15 protein-coding genes are annotated in these 17,802 nt (G+C 65.6%); 8 read left to right on the plus strand and 7 right to left on the minus strand.

The window, feature by feature from the left end; genetic code table 11:
- Positions 1 to 29 precede the first annotated feature (29 nt).
- Together ACPVPU_RS12035 and ACPVPU_RS12040 are read left to right on the plus strand one after the other, a co-directional pair.
- Positions 30 to 899 (plus strand): 3-hydroxybutyryl-CoA dehydrogenase, encoded by an 870-nt coding sequence (locus ACPVPU_RS12035; protein ID WP_448658187.1) that lies wholly within the window; start codon positions 30 to 32, stop codon positions 897 to 899.
- A 242-nt stretch (positions 900 to 1,141) separates the two neighbouring features.
- The gene (locus tag ACPVPU_RS12040) at positions 1,142 to 1,741 is read left to right on the plus strand and encodes an exopolysaccharide biosynthesis protein (RefSeq protein ID WP_448658188.1); all 600 of its coding nucleotides are present in this window, start codon (positions 1,142 to 1,144) and stop codon (positions 1,739 to 1,741) included.
- A gap of 8 nt (positions 1,742 to 1,749) precedes the next feature.
- On the opposite strand, the gene folD is transcribed toward ACPVPU_RS12040, so the two are convergent.
- The 5 genes from folD to ACPVPU_RS12065 form a co-directional block, all read right to left on the minus strand.
- Complete coding sequence (folD, locus tag ACPVPU_RS12045; protein ID WP_448658189.1) at positions 1,750 to 2,619, minus strand: bifunctional methylenetetrahydrofolate dehydrogenase/methenyltetrahydrofolate cyclohydrolase FolD; 870 nt, start codon at positions 2,617 to 2,619, stop codon at positions 1,750 to 1,752.
- Positions 2,620 to 2,670: 51 nt separating this feature from the next.
- Positions 2,671 to 2,994, minus strand: a complete 324-nt coding sequence (locus ACPVPU_RS12050; RefSeq protein ID WP_448658190.1) for a YggT family protein — start codon at positions 2,992 to 2,994, stop codon at positions 2,671 to 2,673.
- Positions 2,995 to 3,042: 48 nt separating this feature from the next.
- Positions 3,043 to 3,942, minus strand: coding sequence for an acetylglutamate kinase (gene argB / locus ACPVPU_RS12055; protein ID WP_448658191.1), 900 nt, complete (start codon positions 3,940 to 3,942; stop codon positions 3,043 to 3,045).
- A gap of 47 nt (positions 3,943 to 3,989) precedes the next feature.
- Positions 3,990 to 4,634 carry a queuosine precursor transporter gene (locus ACPVPU_RS12060; RefSeq protein ID WP_448658192.1) on the minus strand — a complete coding sequence of 215 codons (645 nt, stop codon included), beginning with the start codon at positions 4,632 to 4,634 and terminating at the stop codon, positions 3,990 to 3,992.
- 347 nt (positions 4,635 to 4,981) lie between these two features.
- Entirely contained in the window at positions 4,982 to 5,443 is a 462-nt protein-coding gene (locus tag ACPVPU_RS12065; RefSeq protein ID WP_448658193.1) for a toll/interleukin-1 receptor domain-containing protein, read from the minus strand.
- A gap of 543 nt (positions 5,444 to 5,986) precedes the next feature.
- Between ACPVPU_RS12065 and ACPVPU_RS12070 the strand changes: the two genes are divergently transcribed.
- The 3 genes from ACPVPU_RS12070 to ACPVPU_RS12080 all read left to right on the plus strand — a co-directional run bounded on the left by ACPVPU_RS12070 (position 5,987) and on the right by ACPVPU_RS12080 (position 8,865).
- Positions 5,987 to 6,553 carry a hypothetical protein gene (locus ACPVPU_RS12070; RefSeq protein ID WP_448658194.1) on the plus strand — a complete coding sequence of 189 codons (567 nt, stop codon included), beginning with the start codon at positions 5,987 to 5,989 and terminating at the stop codon, positions 6,551 to 6,553.
- A gap of 420 nt (positions 6,554 to 6,973) precedes the next feature.
- Positions 6,974 to 8,236, plus strand: coding sequence for a NupC/NupG family nucleoside CNT transporter (locus ACPVPU_RS12075; RefSeq protein ID WP_448658195.1), 1,263 nt, complete (start codon positions 6,974 to 6,976; stop codon positions 8,234 to 8,236).
- Positions 8,233 to 8,865: a MarC family protein gene (locus tag ACPVPU_RS12080; RefSeq protein WP_448658196.1), complete on the plus strand. Its 633-nt coding sequence runs from the start codon at positions 8,233 to 8,235 to the stop codon at positions 8,863 to 8,865. The genes ACPVPU_RS12075 and ACPVPU_RS12080 overlap by 4 nt, the downstream gene beginning before the upstream one ends.
- A gap of 17 nt (positions 8,866 to 8,882) precedes the next feature.
- Here the strand turns inward: ACPVPU_RS12080 and clpB are convergent, their stop codons facing one another.
- Together clpB and ACPVPU_RS12090 are read right to left on the minus strand one after the other, a co-directional pair.
- Complete coding sequence (gene clpB / locus ACPVPU_RS12085) at positions 8,883 to 11,462, minus strand: ATP-dependent chaperone ClpB (protein ID WP_448658197.1); 2,580 nt, start codon at positions 11,460 to 11,462, stop codon at positions 8,883 to 8,885.
- 61 nt (positions 11,463 to 11,523) lie between these two features.
- Positions 11,524 to 12,738: a glycosyltransferase family 2 protein gene (locus ACPVPU_RS12090; RefSeq protein WP_448658198.1), complete on the minus strand. Its 1,215-nt coding sequence runs from the start codon at positions 12,736 to 12,738 to the stop codon at positions 11,524 to 11,526.
- A gap of 140 nt (positions 12,739 to 12,878) precedes the next feature.
- Between ACPVPU_RS12090 and ACPVPU_RS12095 the strand changes: the two genes are divergently transcribed.
- Genes ACPVPU_RS12095 through ACPVPU_RS12105 form a run of 3 tightly spaced genes read left to right on the plus strand, consistent with a single transcriptional unit; the run spans position 12,879 to position 17,767 of the window.
- Positions 12,879 to 14,651 (plus strand): hypothetical protein, encoded by a 1,773-nt coding sequence (locus ACPVPU_RS12095; protein WP_448658200.1) that lies wholly within the window; start codon positions 12,879 to 12,881, stop codon positions 14,649 to 14,651.
- Between the two features lie 34 nt (positions 14,652 to 14,685).
- Positions 14,686 to 16,233: a hypothetical protein gene (locus ACPVPU_RS12100; RefSeq protein WP_448658201.1), complete on the plus strand. Its 1,548-nt coding sequence runs from the start codon at positions 14,686 to 14,688 to the stop codon at positions 16,231 to 16,233.
- 1 nt (position 16,234) lies between these two features.
- Entirely contained in the window at positions 16,235 to 17,767 is a 1,533-nt protein-coding gene (locus ACPVPU_RS12105; RefSeq protein ID WP_448658202.1) for a hypothetical protein, read from the plus strand.
- The last annotated feature ends 35 nt before the right edge of the window (positions 17,768 to 17,802 follow it).

The raw sequence follows: 17,802 nt of genomic DNA on the forward strand, positions 1-17,802 counted from the left end.
TGTCCGAATTACAGCAGCGAGCAACAAGCATGAACAGCATCGGGGTCATCGGCGCGGGACAGATGGGCGCCGGCATCGCGCAAGTATCGGCAGCAGCGGGCTACCGCGTCCTGTTGTCCGACGTGACGCAGGACCGGGCCGAGGCGGGCAAGGCGGGCATCGCCAAGGGGCTGGCCCGGCTGGTGGCCAAGGAAAAGATCACGGCCGAAGCCAGCGAAGCGACGCTGGCCAATATCGATGCGATCGGCGACGTGACCCGCATGGCCGAATGCGACCTGATCATCGAGGCCGCGACCGAACGGGAAGAGATCAAGCGCCAGATCTTCGGCAATGTCGGCCCGCTGATGCGGGACGATGCCATCCTGGCCAGCAACACATCCTCCATTCCGATCACCCGGCTGGCTCAGGCATCGCCCGATCCCGCCCGCTTCATGGGCGTCCATTTCTTCAACCCGGTGCCGGTCATGGGCCTGATCGAGCTGATCCGGGGCCTCGCCACCTCGGATGCGACGGTGGACGCGGTCGAGGCGTTCGGCCGGTCGCTGGGCAAGGAGATCGTCCACGCCAACGACGCGCCCGGCTTCATCGTCAACCGCGTGCTGATGCCCATGCTGAACGAGGCGTGCTTTGCCCTTGGCGAGGGCGTGGCGACGATCCGCGACGTGGATACCGCGTGCAAGCTGGGCCTGAACCATCCCATGGGGCCGTTCACGCTTGCCGACTTTATCGGGCTGGACACCTGCCTCGAAATCACGCGCGTCCTGTTCGAAGGGACCGGCGACCCCAAGTTCCGGCCCGCCCCCCTGCTGGTCAAATATGTCGAGGCCGGCTGGTATGGCCGCAAGACCGGGCGCGGCTTCTACGACTATTCCGGCGAGGAACCCGTCCCGACCCGCTAATGGCACGACCATAGCCCCTCCCCCTTGGGGGCATCGGGTGAACCGCGCCCCGCGCGGTTCAGGTCAGTCCGGGGGACTGACCGACCCGATGCCGGGTTGGGGTGGGGGCTGGTAGCGGACGACCGGCGCCCCATCACCCCACCCCAACCCCTCCCCTGAAGGGGAGGGGCTTGCTCGCAGCACGCCCCGCGCAACCCGTCCCCTCCCCACGCGTTGCGAAGCTGCAACGGATGGAGGGACGGATGGCAGCGGCAGCAACGGGCGACGACAATCCGATCGAGGATCTGCTCGACGAAGCGGTGGACAGTGCCGAGGATGGCAAGGTCACCATCGGATCGCTGCTCGACAGTTTCGGCAATCGCAGCTTCGGCCCGCTGGTGTCGCTGTTCGCGCTGATCGCCATCATCCCGCCCGTCGGCGGCATCCCCGGCGTGCCGACCACCATGGGCGTGCTGATCGTCCTGATCGCCGCGCAGATGCTGTTCGGTGCCAAGCATCCCTGGGTTCCCAAATTCCTGAAGGAGCTGGGCGTCGATCAGGAAAAGGTCGAAAAGACGCGGGACAAGGCGGGCAAATGGGCCAAGCGCATCGACAAGCTGATCGGCCCCCGCCTGTCGTCGCTGGCGGGTGAGGCCGGTCAGCGGATCGCGGCGGGCTGCATGGTGCTGACGGCCGCTTTCATGCCGCCGCTCGAACTGCTGCCCTTTGCCGCCGCCCTGCCTGCCGGTGCGGTGCTGCTGTTCGGCCTTGGCATCATGGCGCGCGATGGGCTGCTAATCCTGTTCGGCTATCTGCTGACCGCCGGGGTCATCGGCGTGGCGGCGTATAATTTCCTGCTCTGATCGACGGTTCAAACGCCGCCGAACGCCATCCCCTCGCGCCGGTGCGCAGCCTCCAGCGTGTTGTGGAGCAGGCAGGCGATGGTCATTGGTCCCACCCCGCCCGGAACCGGGGTGATTGCGCTCGCCACACTTGCCGCCCCGGCAAAATCGACGTCGCCGACCAGGCCGTCCGCCGTCCGGTTGATGCCGACATCGATCACCGTCGCGCCGGGCTTGATCCATTCGCCACGCACGAACTGCGCGATTCCGACCGCCGCCACCACGATGTCCGCGCGCGCGACATGCCCCGCCAGATCGCGGGTGCGGCTGTGCGCCAGCGTCACCGTCGCGCTGCGCGCGGTAAGCAGCGCCGCCATCGGCTTGCCGACGATGTTCGACCGGCCGATTACCACCGCCTCCATGCCGGACAGGTCGCCCAGCTCCGCCTCCAGCAGCATCGCGCAGCCCAGCGGCGTGCATGGCACGAACCCCGGCAGCCCCGTCGCCAGCCGCCCGGCATTCACCGGGTGAAACCCGTCTACATCCTTGTCCGGATCGATGCGCAGCAGCACCGCCTGCGCATCCAGATGCCGGGGCAGCGGCAACTGCACCAGGATGCCGTCGACCGCCGGATCGGCATTCAGCGCATCGACCAGCGCGATCAGTGTCGCCTGATCGGTATCGGCGGGCAGGCGATGTTCGAAACTCTCCATCCCCGCCGCCACGGTCGCGCGGTGCTTGGACCGGACATAGACCGACGATGCCGGATCCTCCCCCACCAGCACCACCGCCAGGCCGGGCGCACGGCCGGCACCTGCGCGAAAGCCGGGCACGGCGGCCGCGATGCGGGAACGAAGCTGTTCGGCAAATCCCTTGCCGTCGATGATCCGGGCGCTCATGCCGGCGTCCTTATCCGCCCGACGGGATCAATGCCAGCGTCGGCGCGCGGCTCACATCCCGCCGGAGAGGATCATGCCCTGCAACCACGGGATGATCGCGCGGTTGACGATCGACATGGCGACCAGCACCGCCAGCGGGGCCAGGTCCAGCGGCCGGGTGTCGGGCAAAATCCGCCGGATCGGCGCAAAGATCGGGTCGGTCAGCCGGTTCAGCCCCTGATACAGCCCGGCCACCATGTCGTTATAGTTGATGACGTTGAAGTTGATCAGGATCGACAGCACGAACTGGATGATGATGATCCACCACAACACGTCGAGCAGGATCTGGACGATGCCCAGCAGCATCAACAGGAACGAACCCAAGACGACCTCCATTCAACTGTGTTGTATCGATAATACAGATAGGCGCATCGAACGGCAATGCTAGCGCCGGACCAGCGTGCCCGCACCCCGCCGCGTGAATATTTCCAGGAGCATCGCATGCGGCACCCGCCCGTCCAGGATGACGGCGGCCTCCACCCCCGCCTCCACCGCGGCGATGCAGGTATCGACCTTGGGTATCATGCCGCCCGAAATCGTGCCTTCGGCCTTCAGCGCCTCGATCCCCGCCCGGTCCAGATCGGTCATCAGGTTCCTGTCCGCATCCAGCACGCCGGCCACGTCGGTCAGCAGGAAGAACCGCTTTGCCCCCAGCGCCCCGGCGATCGCGCCGGCCATGGTGTCGGCATTGATGTTGTAGGTCGCGCCGTCCGCGCCCAGCGCGACCGGGGCGACGACGGGGATGTAATGGTCGCTGGCCAAGTTCTTCAGGATCGTCGGATCGACCGCCACCGGCTCGCCCACGAACCCCAGGTCGACATGGCGCTCAATTCCCGAATTGGGGTCCGGTTCGGTGCGGCTGACCTTTTCGGCCAGCACCAGATTGGCGTCCTTGCCCGAAATGCCGACCGCGCGCCCGCCAAGGCCCGCGATCCAGCTGACGATTTCCTTGTTGATCTTGCCCGCCAGCACCATTTCCGCGACCTCTGCGGTGGCGGCATCGGTCACGCGCAGGCCGCCGACGAACTGCGATTCGATGCCAAGCTGCTTCAGCATCCGCCCGATCTGCGGCCCGCCGCCATGCACGACGACCGGGTTGATCCCCACCGCCTTCAGCAGCACGACGTCCTCGGCGAAATCGCGCTGCGCTTCGGGATCGCCCATCGCATGGCCGCCATATTTGATGACGAAGGTTTCGCCGGCATAACGCTGCAGATAGGGCAGCGCCTCGACCAGCGTTTCGGCCTTGGCGAGCATCGCCGGTTCGGGTGCGTTGTCGGTCATGCCGCGCCTTTAGCGGGCGGCGTCCGCCAGCGAAAGGGCCTGTGCCCTCAGCGGTCCAGCCGCCGCCCCAGCGCGACCGTGAGCATGATCAGCGGCGGCACCAACAGGATCGACAGCACGACCTTGGCCGTCATCTGCCCCGCGATCAGGTTGCCGATCGGGAACACCCCGTAAAAGGCGACAGTGACGAAGATCAGCGTGTCGACGATCTGACTCAGCACGCTGGCCACTCCGGCGCGCAGCCACACCAGCCCGCCCTCGCCCCGCTTCAACGCATCGAAGATGGTGACGTTCAGCACCTGGGAAATGCCGTAGGCCAGCACGCCCCCGGCCCAGATGCGCAGATTGGCGAACAGCACGATCTGGATGGCGTCGCGATTGGCCGGGCTCATCTCGGCGGATGCCGGCATCGCCCACACGATCAACGCCAGCGCCATCGACGTCAGCAACGGCACGAACCCGATCAGCACTAGCCGGTTGGCCACCGCCCGCCCGTGCAGTTCGGCAACGGCGCTCGACACGACGACCAGCAGCAGAAAGGCAAAGATCCCCGCCTCCACCGCCAGCGGCCCCAATGACACCTGCTTGTTGCCCAGCACCCCCGCAATGCACACCATCCCACCATAGAAAATGGCAAAGGCGAACAACGAAGGCGAGATGGCGGGCGCGGCGGCGCGGGTCGGCTGGTCCATGCCCGTTGCTAGCGGCAAAGCGGGCGACGGGGCAAGCGGGGCTGCACAACTGGGCCGGGAGCGAAATGGCAGATCCCCTGACGTAAATCGGTATTGCGGATACGCACACTTGTCCGTGTAAGCGGCGCTCGCGACGAAGGAGAAGCTCCAGGCGCGTTTGCTCAACTCGGCTTTAGTGCGCTGGTTCGGGCCTGCGAGGCCGCCCATCAGGGAGGAATCTAATTGGGGGGGCGGCGGTGCCCGGCCTGACGCAATCCAGCTAAAGGCATAGCGGTAGACAATCGGAAACCAGCTGCCGCAAATAGCCGGGGCTCATTGCTGGAACGCCTGACCTTACGCTCCTAATGCTAAGTGGTGACCAATTCAGCTAACTTTGCTGCGACATCTGTCATCGGCATTTCTGCTGTGTCCAAGCCGTTCCGCGAGGCGAGCATAGGGCTGACTTCGCGGAGTGCGTCGTAGGTAGTGTTATGGATGACGGGGACAAGTTGATCGCGCTGCAGGAGCACCGAGAGCTCTTTGTCTGCGACGCCCCCTGACGGAAGGCGCTTCAGCAACGAGGGAGTTACCAATACGATCCCAATCCGCGACTTCGCTAACCCTTTGTCGATAGCGCGGAGAAATGGCTCGCCAAGTCCGATGTCATTCTCGCTGAACCAGACCGACACCCCTTGCCCAATGAGAAGGTCGTTCAGCTCTTTGGCGGACCCCTGCCGGTCGTCCCATGCATGGCACAAGAAGATGTGCCGAAGATCGGGCAGCGGCGCTCGTTTTTCTACAGTTTCGCGGATCGGTGTGAGCGCCCGCACTTCTTCCGGAGTGTAAAACTGGGTCGAGCCAGTTCCTGACCACCGCGGCTTCGCGGAGCGACGAGACCCGCCACCGCTACCACGACCGCCCCCACTATTACCCGACGATGAGTAAGACCCCGACGATGAATAAGAAGGTGTATAGGAGGTCGTGTAAGTCGACCTAAAGCCGCGATAGCGGGGCCCGCACACTGGGCAGTCCGCCCCGCCGCCCCGTATGTGACCTCTTACTGGTGCGGTGCATTTAGTCATGTTACTGACTTAGCACACAACCAGAACATCAAAAAGGGGTTAGCGGCCGTCCGCTTCCGTATGCTTTGGATACTCGCTCGAACGACTACACCGTGGGGCGCGAAGCGATCCAGCAAATCCCGACCAAAGGTCGCTGTTTCGGCGCAGCTCGTGTATATCGGTTTACACCTGACAGGTCATCGTCAGGTCAAGCAGGGACCGAGCATATACGCAGCTTATGCGTGATGTGCTCATCCCTTTTATATCATCTCGAACGTTGATTACGGTACGCGCCTCATACATTTCCTAGTGATGAGCAAGCACAAGCTTATTCCTGCGCAGCACCTGAAGGGTCAGGTCCAGCGACTGATGATGAGTGCTCTGGATTTTCGTCATGCTTTGAGTGCGGCGACATTCCTGTTGGAAGAGGTCGATTGGGGAGATGTGCGATGCTCCCAGGAAGACCGACGTCGGTTCAAGTGCTATGAAACATCGATGGTCGTTTCCTACGGTCGCCCATTTTCAACGGCGCGTGGCATCGCCGCGCCCTTAAGTTGGAAGCAGTTGGGCAAAGAGTTTTCTATGTCTGTTGAGGAAAAAAGCCTGCACGAGATGCTGATCAAAGCGCGAAATAGGACCTATGCGCATTCAGATGTTGATCACAGCGATATCACGGCTTCGATCTTGCGGTCTAAGGTAGGTGACGGCAGGGCTTTCGATTTTCTTTCAGTTCAGGGTGGCGAGCAGCTTCTCTTCGACCAGGCACAAGTGCTGGCCATTCATGGGTTCCTTTGGAAAGTGAGGCACTACGTCGACATGGCCGTTCAGCATCACCCTGCCGCAAGGGATGCCCTTCCTGTTCGCGTGATCGACTTATGAGTGCTTGTCGTAATCTCCCAATACGTGTTGGTTGAGGTCGCCCGTCTGCTCAGACCTCCACCGCCCCCTATCAATGTAGGAAATCCCCTGCTTCACTGCCCGGCATGGCCGCCTGCCTTGCCTGCGCCGCGCATATCGCCTCTGTCCATCGCCCAGGACCATCATTCCGTCGACGCCCGTTGCCGACGTGCCGCCACTTTCGCCACCTTTCGCTGGCGGTGCATCCCGGCCCCGCACCGGTTTCCACGCGCTGCCCCGCCCCGGCCAACCGGCACGCTTGCGCCCCCGCCCGCACAAATTTGTGCGCATTTGCGCCGCGCTCGCCTCTGGTGCGATGCGTCGGCCTGTGTATGACTGCCATCCCGATGGGCGCGCTCACGGGGCGGCGCGGCCTGCTTTTTCCGGGGTTCTGTTCACCTGATGACGCGTTATCTGATCGGGCTTGCCGCCATTGCCATCATTCTTGGCGTCGCCGTTCTGCTGTCCAGCAATCGCCGCGCCATCCGGATGCGCGTCGTCGGCGCTTCCTTTGCACTTCAGGCGGGCATCGCCATCCTCGTCCTCTATGTCCCCGCCGGAAAGGCGGCGATCCTGGGCCTGGCCGGCGGCGTCTCCGCCCTGCTCGGCTATGGGGATCAGGGGATCCGGCTGCTGATCGGCGATGCGTTCTTCGACAGCCCGCTCAGCAAGAGTTTCGCCTTTGGCGCGCTGCCGGTGATCATCTTCTTCGCGTCGCTGGTGTCGGTGCTCTACTATTTCGGGATCATGCAGTTCATCGTCCGCTGGATCGGGGGCGCGATCCGCATGGTGACCGGCGTGTCGAACGTCGAATCGCTGGGGGCCGCCGCCAACATCTTTGTCGGCCAGTCGGAATCGCCGCTCGTCATCCGCCCCTATCTGAGCGCGCTGACCCCGTCGCAGCTGTTTGCGATGATGACGGTCGGCATGGCGGGCGTCGCCGGCACCATCCTGGCGCTCTATGCCCAGATCCTGGGCCAGCAATCGCTGCCCTTCCTGCTGGCGGCCGCCTTCATGTCGGCGCCGGGCGGCCTGTTGATGGCCAAGATCATCATGCCCGACGAACCGCCGACCGAGCCGAACCTGCCGCTGGGCGACGAACTCAACACGCCGCCGGTCATGGCGGTCGATGCGGGCAGCGACCATGAAACCGCCTCCAACGTCATCATGGCCGCCGCGATGGGGGCGCAGACGGGGGTCAAGATCGCCGTCGCGGTCGCGGCGATGGTGCTCGCCTTCGTCTCGCTGGTCGCGCTGGCCAACGGCATCCTGGGCGGCATCGGCGGCTGGTTCGGCTATCCGGACCTCAGCTTTCAGGGGATATTGGGCGTGATCCTGGCCCCGGTCGCCTTCCTGATCGGCATTCCCTGGGCCGAATCCGGGGTCGGCGGCGGCCTGCTCGGCACAAAGGTCGTGCTGAACGAAGTGGTCGCCTTTGCCGAGTTGAACACCATCACCACCCTGTCCGATCGCAGCCGCGCGATCATCACCTTTGCGCTGTGCGGCTTTGCCAATTTCAGCTCGATCGCCATTCAAATGGCATCGGCCGGGTCGCTCGCGCCCAATCAGCGGCCGGTCATCGCCAAGCTGGGCATTCGCGCGCTGCTGGCGGGCACGCTCGCCAATCTGATGAGCGCGGCGCTGGCCGGACTGCTGCTGCCGTGATCGAGTTGTTCGTCAGTGCGTTCGTGACGCTGCTGGTAGTCATCGATCCGCCGGGCTGCGCGCCCATCTTTGCCGGATTGACGCCCGGCGCCACTGCGGCTCAACGCCGGTCGATGGCGATCCGGGCCGTCGTCACAGCGGGCGCGATCTTGCTGGTTTTTGCCCTGATCGGCGAGGCGCTCCTGGAAAAGCTGGGCATCAGCCTCGACAGTTTCCGCATCGCCGGCGGCATCATGCTGTTCCTGATCGCGCTGGAAATGGTGTTCGAAAAACGCAACCAGCGGAAAGAGGACAGCGCGCACAAGATCGCCGATCGCAATGCCGACACGCCGGAGGTGGAGGACGTCTCCACCTTTCCCATGGCCATGCCGATGATCGCCGGGCCGGGATCGATCGCCACCGTCATGCTGCTGGTCGGGCGCACCAGCGGCTGGGCCGAAAGCCTGGTCGTGATCGGCGCGCTGGCGGCGAACCTCCTCCTGACGCTGGTCGCCCTGCTGGCGGCGGCGCCGCTGATGCGGGTGCTGGGCGCCCGGATCGAGGCGGTGATCACCCGCCTGCTCGGCGTGCTGCTGGCCGCGCTCGCCATCCAGTTCGTCATCGACGGGATCCGGGCCAGCCTAGGCTAGGCCCGGATCCGGCCGGATCACGCGACGCTCAACGTCAGCGCGCCGTCGCCGTCCTCGACCCGAACCGTCTGCCCGTCGCGCACATCGCCGCGCAGGATCAGGTCGGCGAGCGGGTCCTGCAGATACCGCTGCACCGCTCGCTTCAACGGCCTTGCGCCATAGACGGGATCATAGCCCACCCGCCCCAGCCAGGCCCTCGCACCCTCGGTCAGCTCGATGCCGATCTTGCGGTCCTTGAGCAGCTTGGCCACCCGGCCGACCTGAATGTCCACGATCGGCGCCATATGCTCGGCGGCCAGCCGGTGGAACAGGATGATCTCGTCTAGCCGGTTGAGGAACTCCGGCCGGAAATGCGCCCGCACCACCTCCATCACCTGCGGTTCGACGGTCGACACATCCTCGCCGTCCGGCACGGCGGTCAGATACTGGCTGCCCAGATTGCTGGTCAGGATGACGATGGTGTTCGAAAAATCCACCGTCCGCCCCTGCCCGTCGGTCAGGCGACCATCGTCGAGCAGCTGGAGCAGCACGTTGAACACGTCGCCATGCGCCTTCTCCACCTCGTCGAACAGCACGACCTGGTATGGCCTGCGCCGCACCGCTTCGGTCAGCACCCCGCCCTCGTCATAGCCGACATAGCCCGGCGGCGCGCCGATCAGGCGGCTGACCGAATGCTTCTCCATGAACTCGCTCATGTCGATGCGGACCATCGCGCCCGCATCGTCGAACAGAAACTCGGCCAGCGCCTTGGTCAATTCCGTCTTGCCGACACCGGTTGGGCCAAGGAACAGAAAGCTGCCCAGCGGCCGGTTGGGATCCTGAAGCCCCGCACGGCTGCGGCGGACGGCGGTGGCGACGGCCTTCACCGCATCCGCCTGTCCGATCACCCGCTTGCCCAGCGACGCTTCCATCGCCAGCAGCTTTTCGCGCTCCCCGGCCAGCATCCGCTCGACCGGAATGCCGGTCCAGCGGGCGACCACGCCGGCAATGTCGTCGGCGGTCACTTCCTCGCGCAGCATCGCGGTGCCGGACTGTTCCTGTGCCTCGGCCAGCTGTTTTTCCAGCGCCGGGATGGTGCCGTAATTCAGCTCGGCCATCTTGCCCAGGTCGCCCGCCCGCTGCGCCTGTTCCAGTTCCAGCCGGGCGGCATCCAACTGTTCCTTGATCCGCGCCTCGCCAGCGATCTTGTCCTTCTCGCCCTGCCAGCGGCTGGTCAGCTCAGCCGATTGCTGGGTCAGGTTGGCCAGCTCGCCCTCCAGCGTCGCCAGCCGGTCGCGCGAGGCAGCGTCCGTTTCCTTGCGCAACGCCTCCCGCTCGATCTGCAGCTGCATGATCCGCCGGTCGAGATTTTCGATCTCCTCCGGCTTCGATTCCACCTCCATGCGAATGCGGCTGGCGGCCTCGTCCATCAGGTCGATGGCCTTGTCGGGCAGGAAGCGGTCGGAAATATAGCGGTTGCTCAGCGTCGCCGCCGCGACGATCGCGCCGTCGGTGATCCTGACGCCGTGGTGCAGTTCGTATTTCTCCTTCAAGCCGCGCAGGATGCTGATCGTATCCTCGACCGTCGGTTCGCCGACGAACACCGGCTGGAACCGCCGCTGGAGCGCGGGGTCCTTCTCCACATATTTCTGATATTCATCCAGCGTGGTCGCGCCGATGCAGTGCAGTTCGCCGCGCGCAAGGGCGGGCTTGAGCAGATTACCCGCATCCATCGCGCCTTCCGATTTGCCCGCGCCGATCAGCGTATGCATTTCGTCGATGAACAGCACGATGTCGCCATCGGCATTCTTCACCTCGTCGAGCACGCCCTTCAGCCGCTCCTCGAACTCGCCGCGATATTTCGCGCCCGCGATCAGCGCGCCCATGTCGAGCGCCATCAGCGTGCGGCCCTTCAGCGTGTCGGGCACGTCGCCATTGGCGATGCGCAGCGCCAGCCCCTCGGCAATGGCGGTCTTGCCGACGCCGGGTTCGCCGATCAGCACGGGATTGTTCTTCGTCCGGCGGGCGAGAATCTGGATCGTCCGGCGGATTTCCTCGTCTCGGCCGATCACGGGGTCGAGCTTGCCCTCGCGCGCCGCCTCGGTCAGGTCGCGGGCGAATTTCTTGAGCGCGTCGTAGCGGTCCTCGGCCCCCGCCGTGTCCGCCGTCTTGCCCTTGCGCAGCGCGTTGATCGCCCCGTTCAGCGCCTCTGCACCGACACCAGCCGCCGCCAGCGCCTTGCCCGCTGTCGTCTGGGGGGACAGGACCAGCGCCAGCAGCATCCGTTCGACGGTGACGAAACTGTCGCCCGCCTTCTTCGCCACCTGTTCCGCCGTGTCGAGCACGCGCACCAAGTCGTTGTCCAGGCCGGGCGTCGCCTGCGCCCCGCCGCCCGACACTGCGGGAATCTTGGCCAGCGCAGCATCCGCCTCACGCAGCGCGGTTTCCGCCGACCCGCCGCTGGCACGAATCAGGCCGGACGCCATGCCCTCCTTGTCCTCCAGCAGGGCTTTAAGCAGATGTTCGGGCGCGATCCGCTGATGGCTCATGCGGATGGCAACGGTCTGCGCCGATTGCAGAAAGCCTTTGGCGCGATCGGTGAATTGTTCGAGATTCATGTGCGGTCCCCGTCCTTAGTGACCGCAAGATAGTGTTGTATTAATGCAACACAAGGGGGCGTCAGCGATCCTCAGCGATCGGCTGGACTAGCCCGACCAGAAAGCTCGTGAAAATCAGCTGCAGGCCAAGCAGGATCAACAGCGTCGCCGGGATGGCGGATCGCAGCAGTCGTTCGGCGTCCATTGGCCCGAAATCCGCCGCCCCCCACTGGACGGTCAGTGCGGTTGCCCAGCCCAGACCGGCCACCATGAACGCCGCGCCCAGCTGGCACCCCCGTTCCAGGCTGAACAATCGCTGGAAGCGGATCACGCTCGGGCTGGTCGGCCACAGGCCCGCCGTCACGCCGTACAGGCGCGCAACGACGCCGAACGCCAGCAATTGCGTCCCAAGCAGCGTCAGCATGGCGGCGAACAGCATCGTCGTCGCGCTCAGTTCCACGGCGCCAAGGCGAACTGCCCCCTGGGCCAGCACGGTCGTCGCCGCCGCCCCGCCGGCAAACGCCAGCGCACCGGGATAGAGGAACAGGAACCGTGGAGCATTGGTCAACAGATAGCGCAGATGCCGCCAACCGTCGCGCCAGGTGCGCAGGTGCGGCGGACGGCTGCGGCCATCGGGGGCAAGCGTGGTCGGCACCTCGCGGATGTCGAGTTTGTGGAGCACGGCCTTGACCACCATTTCGCTGGCGAACTCCATGCCCGACGACCTGAGGCCGAGCGCCTGGATCGCGTCGCGCCGGAACCCGCGCAGCCCGCAATGGAAATCGCCGATGGCCGAGCGGAAGAACAGCCGCCCGACGAAACTCAGCACCGGATTACCCAGATAGCGGTGCAGCGGCGGCATCGCCCCCCGCGCGATCCCGCCCTGGAAGCGGTTGCCCATCACCAGTTCGCCGCCAGCGCGCAGCGCCTGGACGAACGGGCCGAGCGCGGAGAAATCATAGCTGTCATCGGCGTCGCCCATGATGACATACCGGCCGCGCGCCGCACCGATCCCGCCGATCAAAGCCGCGCCATATCCCCGTGCCGGCACATGCGCGACCCGCGCGCCCATCGCATTGGCGATTTGTTGCGATCCGTCGGTCGATCCATTGTCGGCGATCAGGACTTCACCGGCAATCTCGTGTTCGGCCAGGAACGCCAGCGCCTTCTTGATGCAAAGGGCCAGCGTTTCCGCCTCGTTCAGGCACGGCATCAGGATGGTCAGTTCCAGCTCCGATACCCCCTCCTCCGACACATCGAAATCGGTGGTGCTGGCGATGGCCAAGGCGCGCTGCATCAAGTTCCCCCGTGACAAATCACTGTGGGTCCACCGAGTGCACGACAAGCTAAAACTATTGGTTAACGCCGAAACGATTTCTTAAGGGCGCATCGGGCAATCGGGACGAAATCGTCGTTACCGTGGATACCGATGTGTTAATGGCCGCATCCCCCGACCTGCAGAGCGTTCGGCGCAACACCCGGTGGCGGAGCGTCGCCGTCGCGCTGCTGCTCACCCTGATGCTGACGGCGGCTTGGACGTTCAAGGACTGGGCACAGCTTCGCATCCTGCGACTGCCGGACAATGACGACATGATGCGGCTGGCCCAGGTCCGCGACTGGGTGGCCGGTCAGCCGTTCAACGATCTGATGCAATATCGGCTGGGGCCGCCGGGGGGTGCATCGATGCACTGGTCCCGCTTTGCGGACATGGGTCCGGCGCTGTTGCTGCTGCTGCTCGGGCCGATGCTGGGGGCGCATGGCTCGGCTGTTGCGATGGTGGTGCTGTGGCCCGCCATCCTGTTCTTCCTCTACCTGATCCTGACGGGCAGCATCGCGCGGCGGCTGGATGCCGGGGGGGCGGGCACGCCAGTCCTGGCCATCGTGGTGGCGGCGCTTGCCTTTCCCACCATCAGCCTGTTCCTGCCCGGCCGGATCGATCATCACGGCATCCAGATCGTGCTGGTGGTGGCGCTGGTCCGCCTGATGCTGGCCCGGCCGACCCTGGCAGTAGGTGCGGCGGGCGGCGCATTGACTGCGATCAGCCTGCATATCGGGCTGGAGGCCGCGCCCGAACTGGTGGCGATCATGGCGGTGCACGGGATCAAATGGATCGTCGATCCGGCGGAGGATCGCCGCGCAGCCGGCTATGGCGGTGCCTTGGGCGGCATGGCACTGGCGATGATCGCCGTCATGCAGCCGACCGTCTGGCCAGAGATCTGGTGCGACGGCTTCACCCCCGGATCGTTCCGAGCAATGCTGGTGCTGGCCGCTGCATGGGGCGTCATCGCGGCAAGCGGGCGCGTCGCCGGGCGCTGGCCGATCCGGCTGGCCATCGGCGGGACGGTGGGCGGCGCCAGCGCGGTCCTCGCTTATCTCGCTGCGCCAGCCTGTTTCGGCGGGCCTTACGGCGCGCTTCACCCCTTCCTCGAACGGGTGTGGATGAGCAATGTCAGCGAGGCGCAGGACCTGGTGTTCGGTCAGGACACGGTCGGCACCAGCCTGGCCTTTGGCGGATTGTGCGTCGCCGGGACGATCGTGGCCATCGCCCGCGCGCTTCATCGGCGGCGGATGGACGATGCCGACTGGGCGATGGCGCTGTTCCTGGGGATCAGCCTGATTGCCGCGATCCTGCAGGTGCGCGTCACCTATATCCTCGCCGGGCTGGCCGCGATCCCCGTGGCGGTCGCCATTGCCGGGCTAAAGGGGCCGACGCGGATGATCCCCCGGCTGGCGCTGTGGATCGTCGGTGCCGGCATCACCTATAATTTCGCCGGCATGATGCTCGACGCAACCGCCGCCCCACGCGCCGTGGCCGCGCGCGCCGCGAAAAAGGCCTGTGTCAGCGGCCCCGTCTTTTCACAGATGGCACAATTGCCGCCGGGCACGATGATGGCCCCCATCGATCTGGGTTCCTATGTCATCGGCATGACGCCGCACCATGTCGTCGCAGCCCCCTATCACCGCAACAACAGCGGCAACCTGGCCATGTATGCGTTCTTCCTGTCCAGGCCGGATCGGGCGCAGGAGCTGGCAGCGCTATGGGGCGTCGATTATGTCGCGCTGTGCCCCAACATCATGCGGGATCGGGGCCTGGCGCCCTATCGTCCCGGATCGCTGGTCGAACAGTTGCAGGGGGATGGCCCCGCGCCGCAATGGCTGGAACCCGTGCCGGTGGATGGCGGGATGATGCTGTACCGGGTTCGACGGTGATGCGCGGCTACCGCGTCTCGCGATGACGCCGGACATGGCTGACCCTATCCTTTCGCTTCCCCACAGGCGGGACCGATCGATCGACTGGTGGCAGACGCGCTGGTTTGCGGTTGCCGCGGTGCTTGCGGCGGCCATTCCGCTGCTGTGGCCCGCATTGCCGCCGTTTACTGACCTGCCCGGCCATGTCGGGCGATACCGGGTGATGCTGGACGGGGGCGAAGGGCCGCTGGCCCGGTACTTCCTGTTCGAATGGCGCTGGACCGGCAATTTGGGCGTCGACCTGATCGTTGCCGCGCTCGGTCCGGTCATCGGGCTTGAACCGGCGGTCAAGCTGGCGGTGCTCTCGATCCCGATGCTGACCGTGGCCGCGATCCTGGCGCTCAGCCGCGAACTGCATGGCCGGGTGTCGCCCTTCGCTCTCTTCGCCCTGCCGCTCGTCTATTCCTTTGCCCTGCATTTCGGCTTTATCAACTACACCCTGTCGATGGCGCTGGCGCTGGGCGGCGTCGCCATGTGGCTGCACCTCGGCCGACTGGGCCGCATCCGCCAGCGAGCGTTGCTGGCCATCCCGTTCAGCTTCCTCCTCTGGACCACCCATATCGTCGGCTGGGGCATGATGAGCATCCTAGTTTTCGCCGTACAGATGGCCGGGCGCGGAGACCGAGACGAAGCGTTGCCGGACCGGACGATCCGCGCCGCCCTGTCCTGCCTGCCGCTGGCGGGGCCGATGATCCTGATCCTCATGAACACCGGATCGGGCGGCGGCGTGATCGGCCCGTTCCTGAACCTGGAGGTCAAGCTTCACGGCGTGGTCGGCATGATGCGCGATCGCTGGCTATGGGCCGATGTGACCATGACCGGATTGCTGGTGGCAATCCTCTATGCGGCGGGTCGCGGTGCCATCGGCCGGATGCATCCGGTCGCGGCATGGATGACGGGCATCGGTGCGGCGGCCTTTCTGCTGATGCCGTTCATGCTGATGGGATCGGCCTTTGCCGACGTCCGCCTGCTGCCCTATCTGTTCATCATTGCCCTGGTCGGTGTGGATCCGATCCATACCCGCCCAACCACGGCACAGGTCGTTGCGGTGGCCGGGCTGGCATTCTGCCTGATCCGCCTTGCCATGACCACGGCCAGCCTGGTGCAGATCGACCGCGAATGGCAGCGCGAACTGGCCGCGATCGACGCAATGCCGCGCGGGGCTAGCGTGATGGCGATGGTGACGCGAGACTGCGGCGAGCCATGGGGTCTGCCGCGTCTGACCCACCTGCCCGGTATCGCGATGGCGCGGCGCGGCGTGTTCGTGAACAGCCAGTGGCCGATGGCCGGGGCGCCGCTGATGCGATTGCGGACGGACCGCCCGGGACCGTTCGACACCGACCCGTCCCAAGTGGTGCTGAGCGCGCCCTGCACCGACCTGCCGACGCACCTTACCTTGTCCGACGCCGTGGCGCGGTTTCCCCGCCATCGCTTTACCCATTTGTGGCTGATCCGGCCGCATCTGCTCCGCCGCGACCAGCTGGCCGGCATGACCCGCGTCTGGACGAACGGCCAAAGCCATCTGTTCCGGATCGATCGATAGCGTGACCGACCGGTCCCCCCTTCGCTGGTGGCAGACGCGCTGGTTCGCGGTTGTCGCGGTGCTTGCGGCGGCCATTCCGCTGCTGTGGCCGGCATTGCCGCCATTCACCGATCTGCCCGGCCATGTCGGGCGATACCGTGTGATGCTGGACGGGGGCGAAGGGCCGCTCGCCCGGTTCTTCCTGTTCGAATGGCGGTGGACCGGCAATCTGGGCGTCGACCTGATCGTCGCAGCACTCGGTCCGGTCATCGGCCTTGAACCGGCGGTCAAGCTGGCGGTGCTCTCGATCCCGATGCTGACCGTGGCCGCGATCCTGGCGCTCAGCCGCGAACTGCATGGCCGGGTGACACCCTTCGCGCTGTTCGCCCTGCCGCTCGTCTATTCCTTTGCCCTGCATTTCGGCTTCATCAACTACACCCTGTCGATGGCGCTGGCGCTTAGCGGCGTCGTCGTGTGGCTGCGCCTCGGCCGACTGGGCCGCATCCGCCAGCGAGCGTTGCTGGCCATCCCGTTCAGCTTCCTCCTCTGGACCACCCATATCGTCGGCTGGGGCATGATGAGCACGCTGATCCTGGCCACCGCGCTGGCGGATCGACTGAGTCAGGGACGGGGCTGGTCCCGGGCAGTGCCGCTGGCGGCGATGGACTGCCTGCCCATGGCCGGGCCGCTGCTGCTGGTCGCAGCCCCACTCTGGTCGGCGGCTGCGGGGGGCGGCGCGCCGATGGGACCATTCCTCGATTGGCGGGCAAAGCTGGTCGGGCTGGGAATGATCGCCCGCGACCGGTGGCTGGCGGTGGATCTGGCGACGATCCTGCTGCCGGCCGGGCTGATCGTCGCTGCCGGCATCGGCGTCGGCGGGCGGTTCGAACGGCGCGGACGATGGATGACCGGGGCGGTGCTGGCGGTGTACATCGCCATGCCGTTCACCCTGATGGGATCGGCCTATGCCGATATTCGCCTGGCCCCCTATCTGATGATGGTGGCGCTGCTGGCCATCGGACCTGTTCCGATCGGGCGGCCCGGTATCGGCGCGCTCGCCGCTGCGGCGGTGGCATTTGCCGGGCTTCGACTAGCCGCGACCACGACCAGCCTGGCGTTGATCGATCGGGATTGGCAACGCGAACTGGCGGCGCTGGACCATGTGCCAGATGGCGCGCGGGTGATGGCGATGATCGGCCAGCACTGCGCCGATCCCTGGGCGCGGACGCGGCTCGATCATCTGCCCGGCATGGCGATGGCCCGGCGACGCGCCGTCACCAACAATCAATGGGGCATGAGCGGCGGGGCGCTGATGGCCGTGCGGCGGTCGCCATCGGACTATTTCGACCATGATCCGTCCCAATTCGTGCTGGACACGCCCTGCCCCGGTGCCGGACCGCTGTTGACCCAGGCCCAGTCGCTCGCCCGTTTCCCGCGCGAACGGTTCACGCATCTATGGATGATCCGGCCTCACCCCTTGGCACCAGGTGCCACGCACAGGATGCGGCGCATCTGGACCAACGGCGACAGCGCCTTGTTCGAAATTATGCGCTGAACCGCACGGTCGTGCGCATGGCATTGCTTGCGATG

The organism is Sphingomonas paludis, from assembly GCF_053502515.1.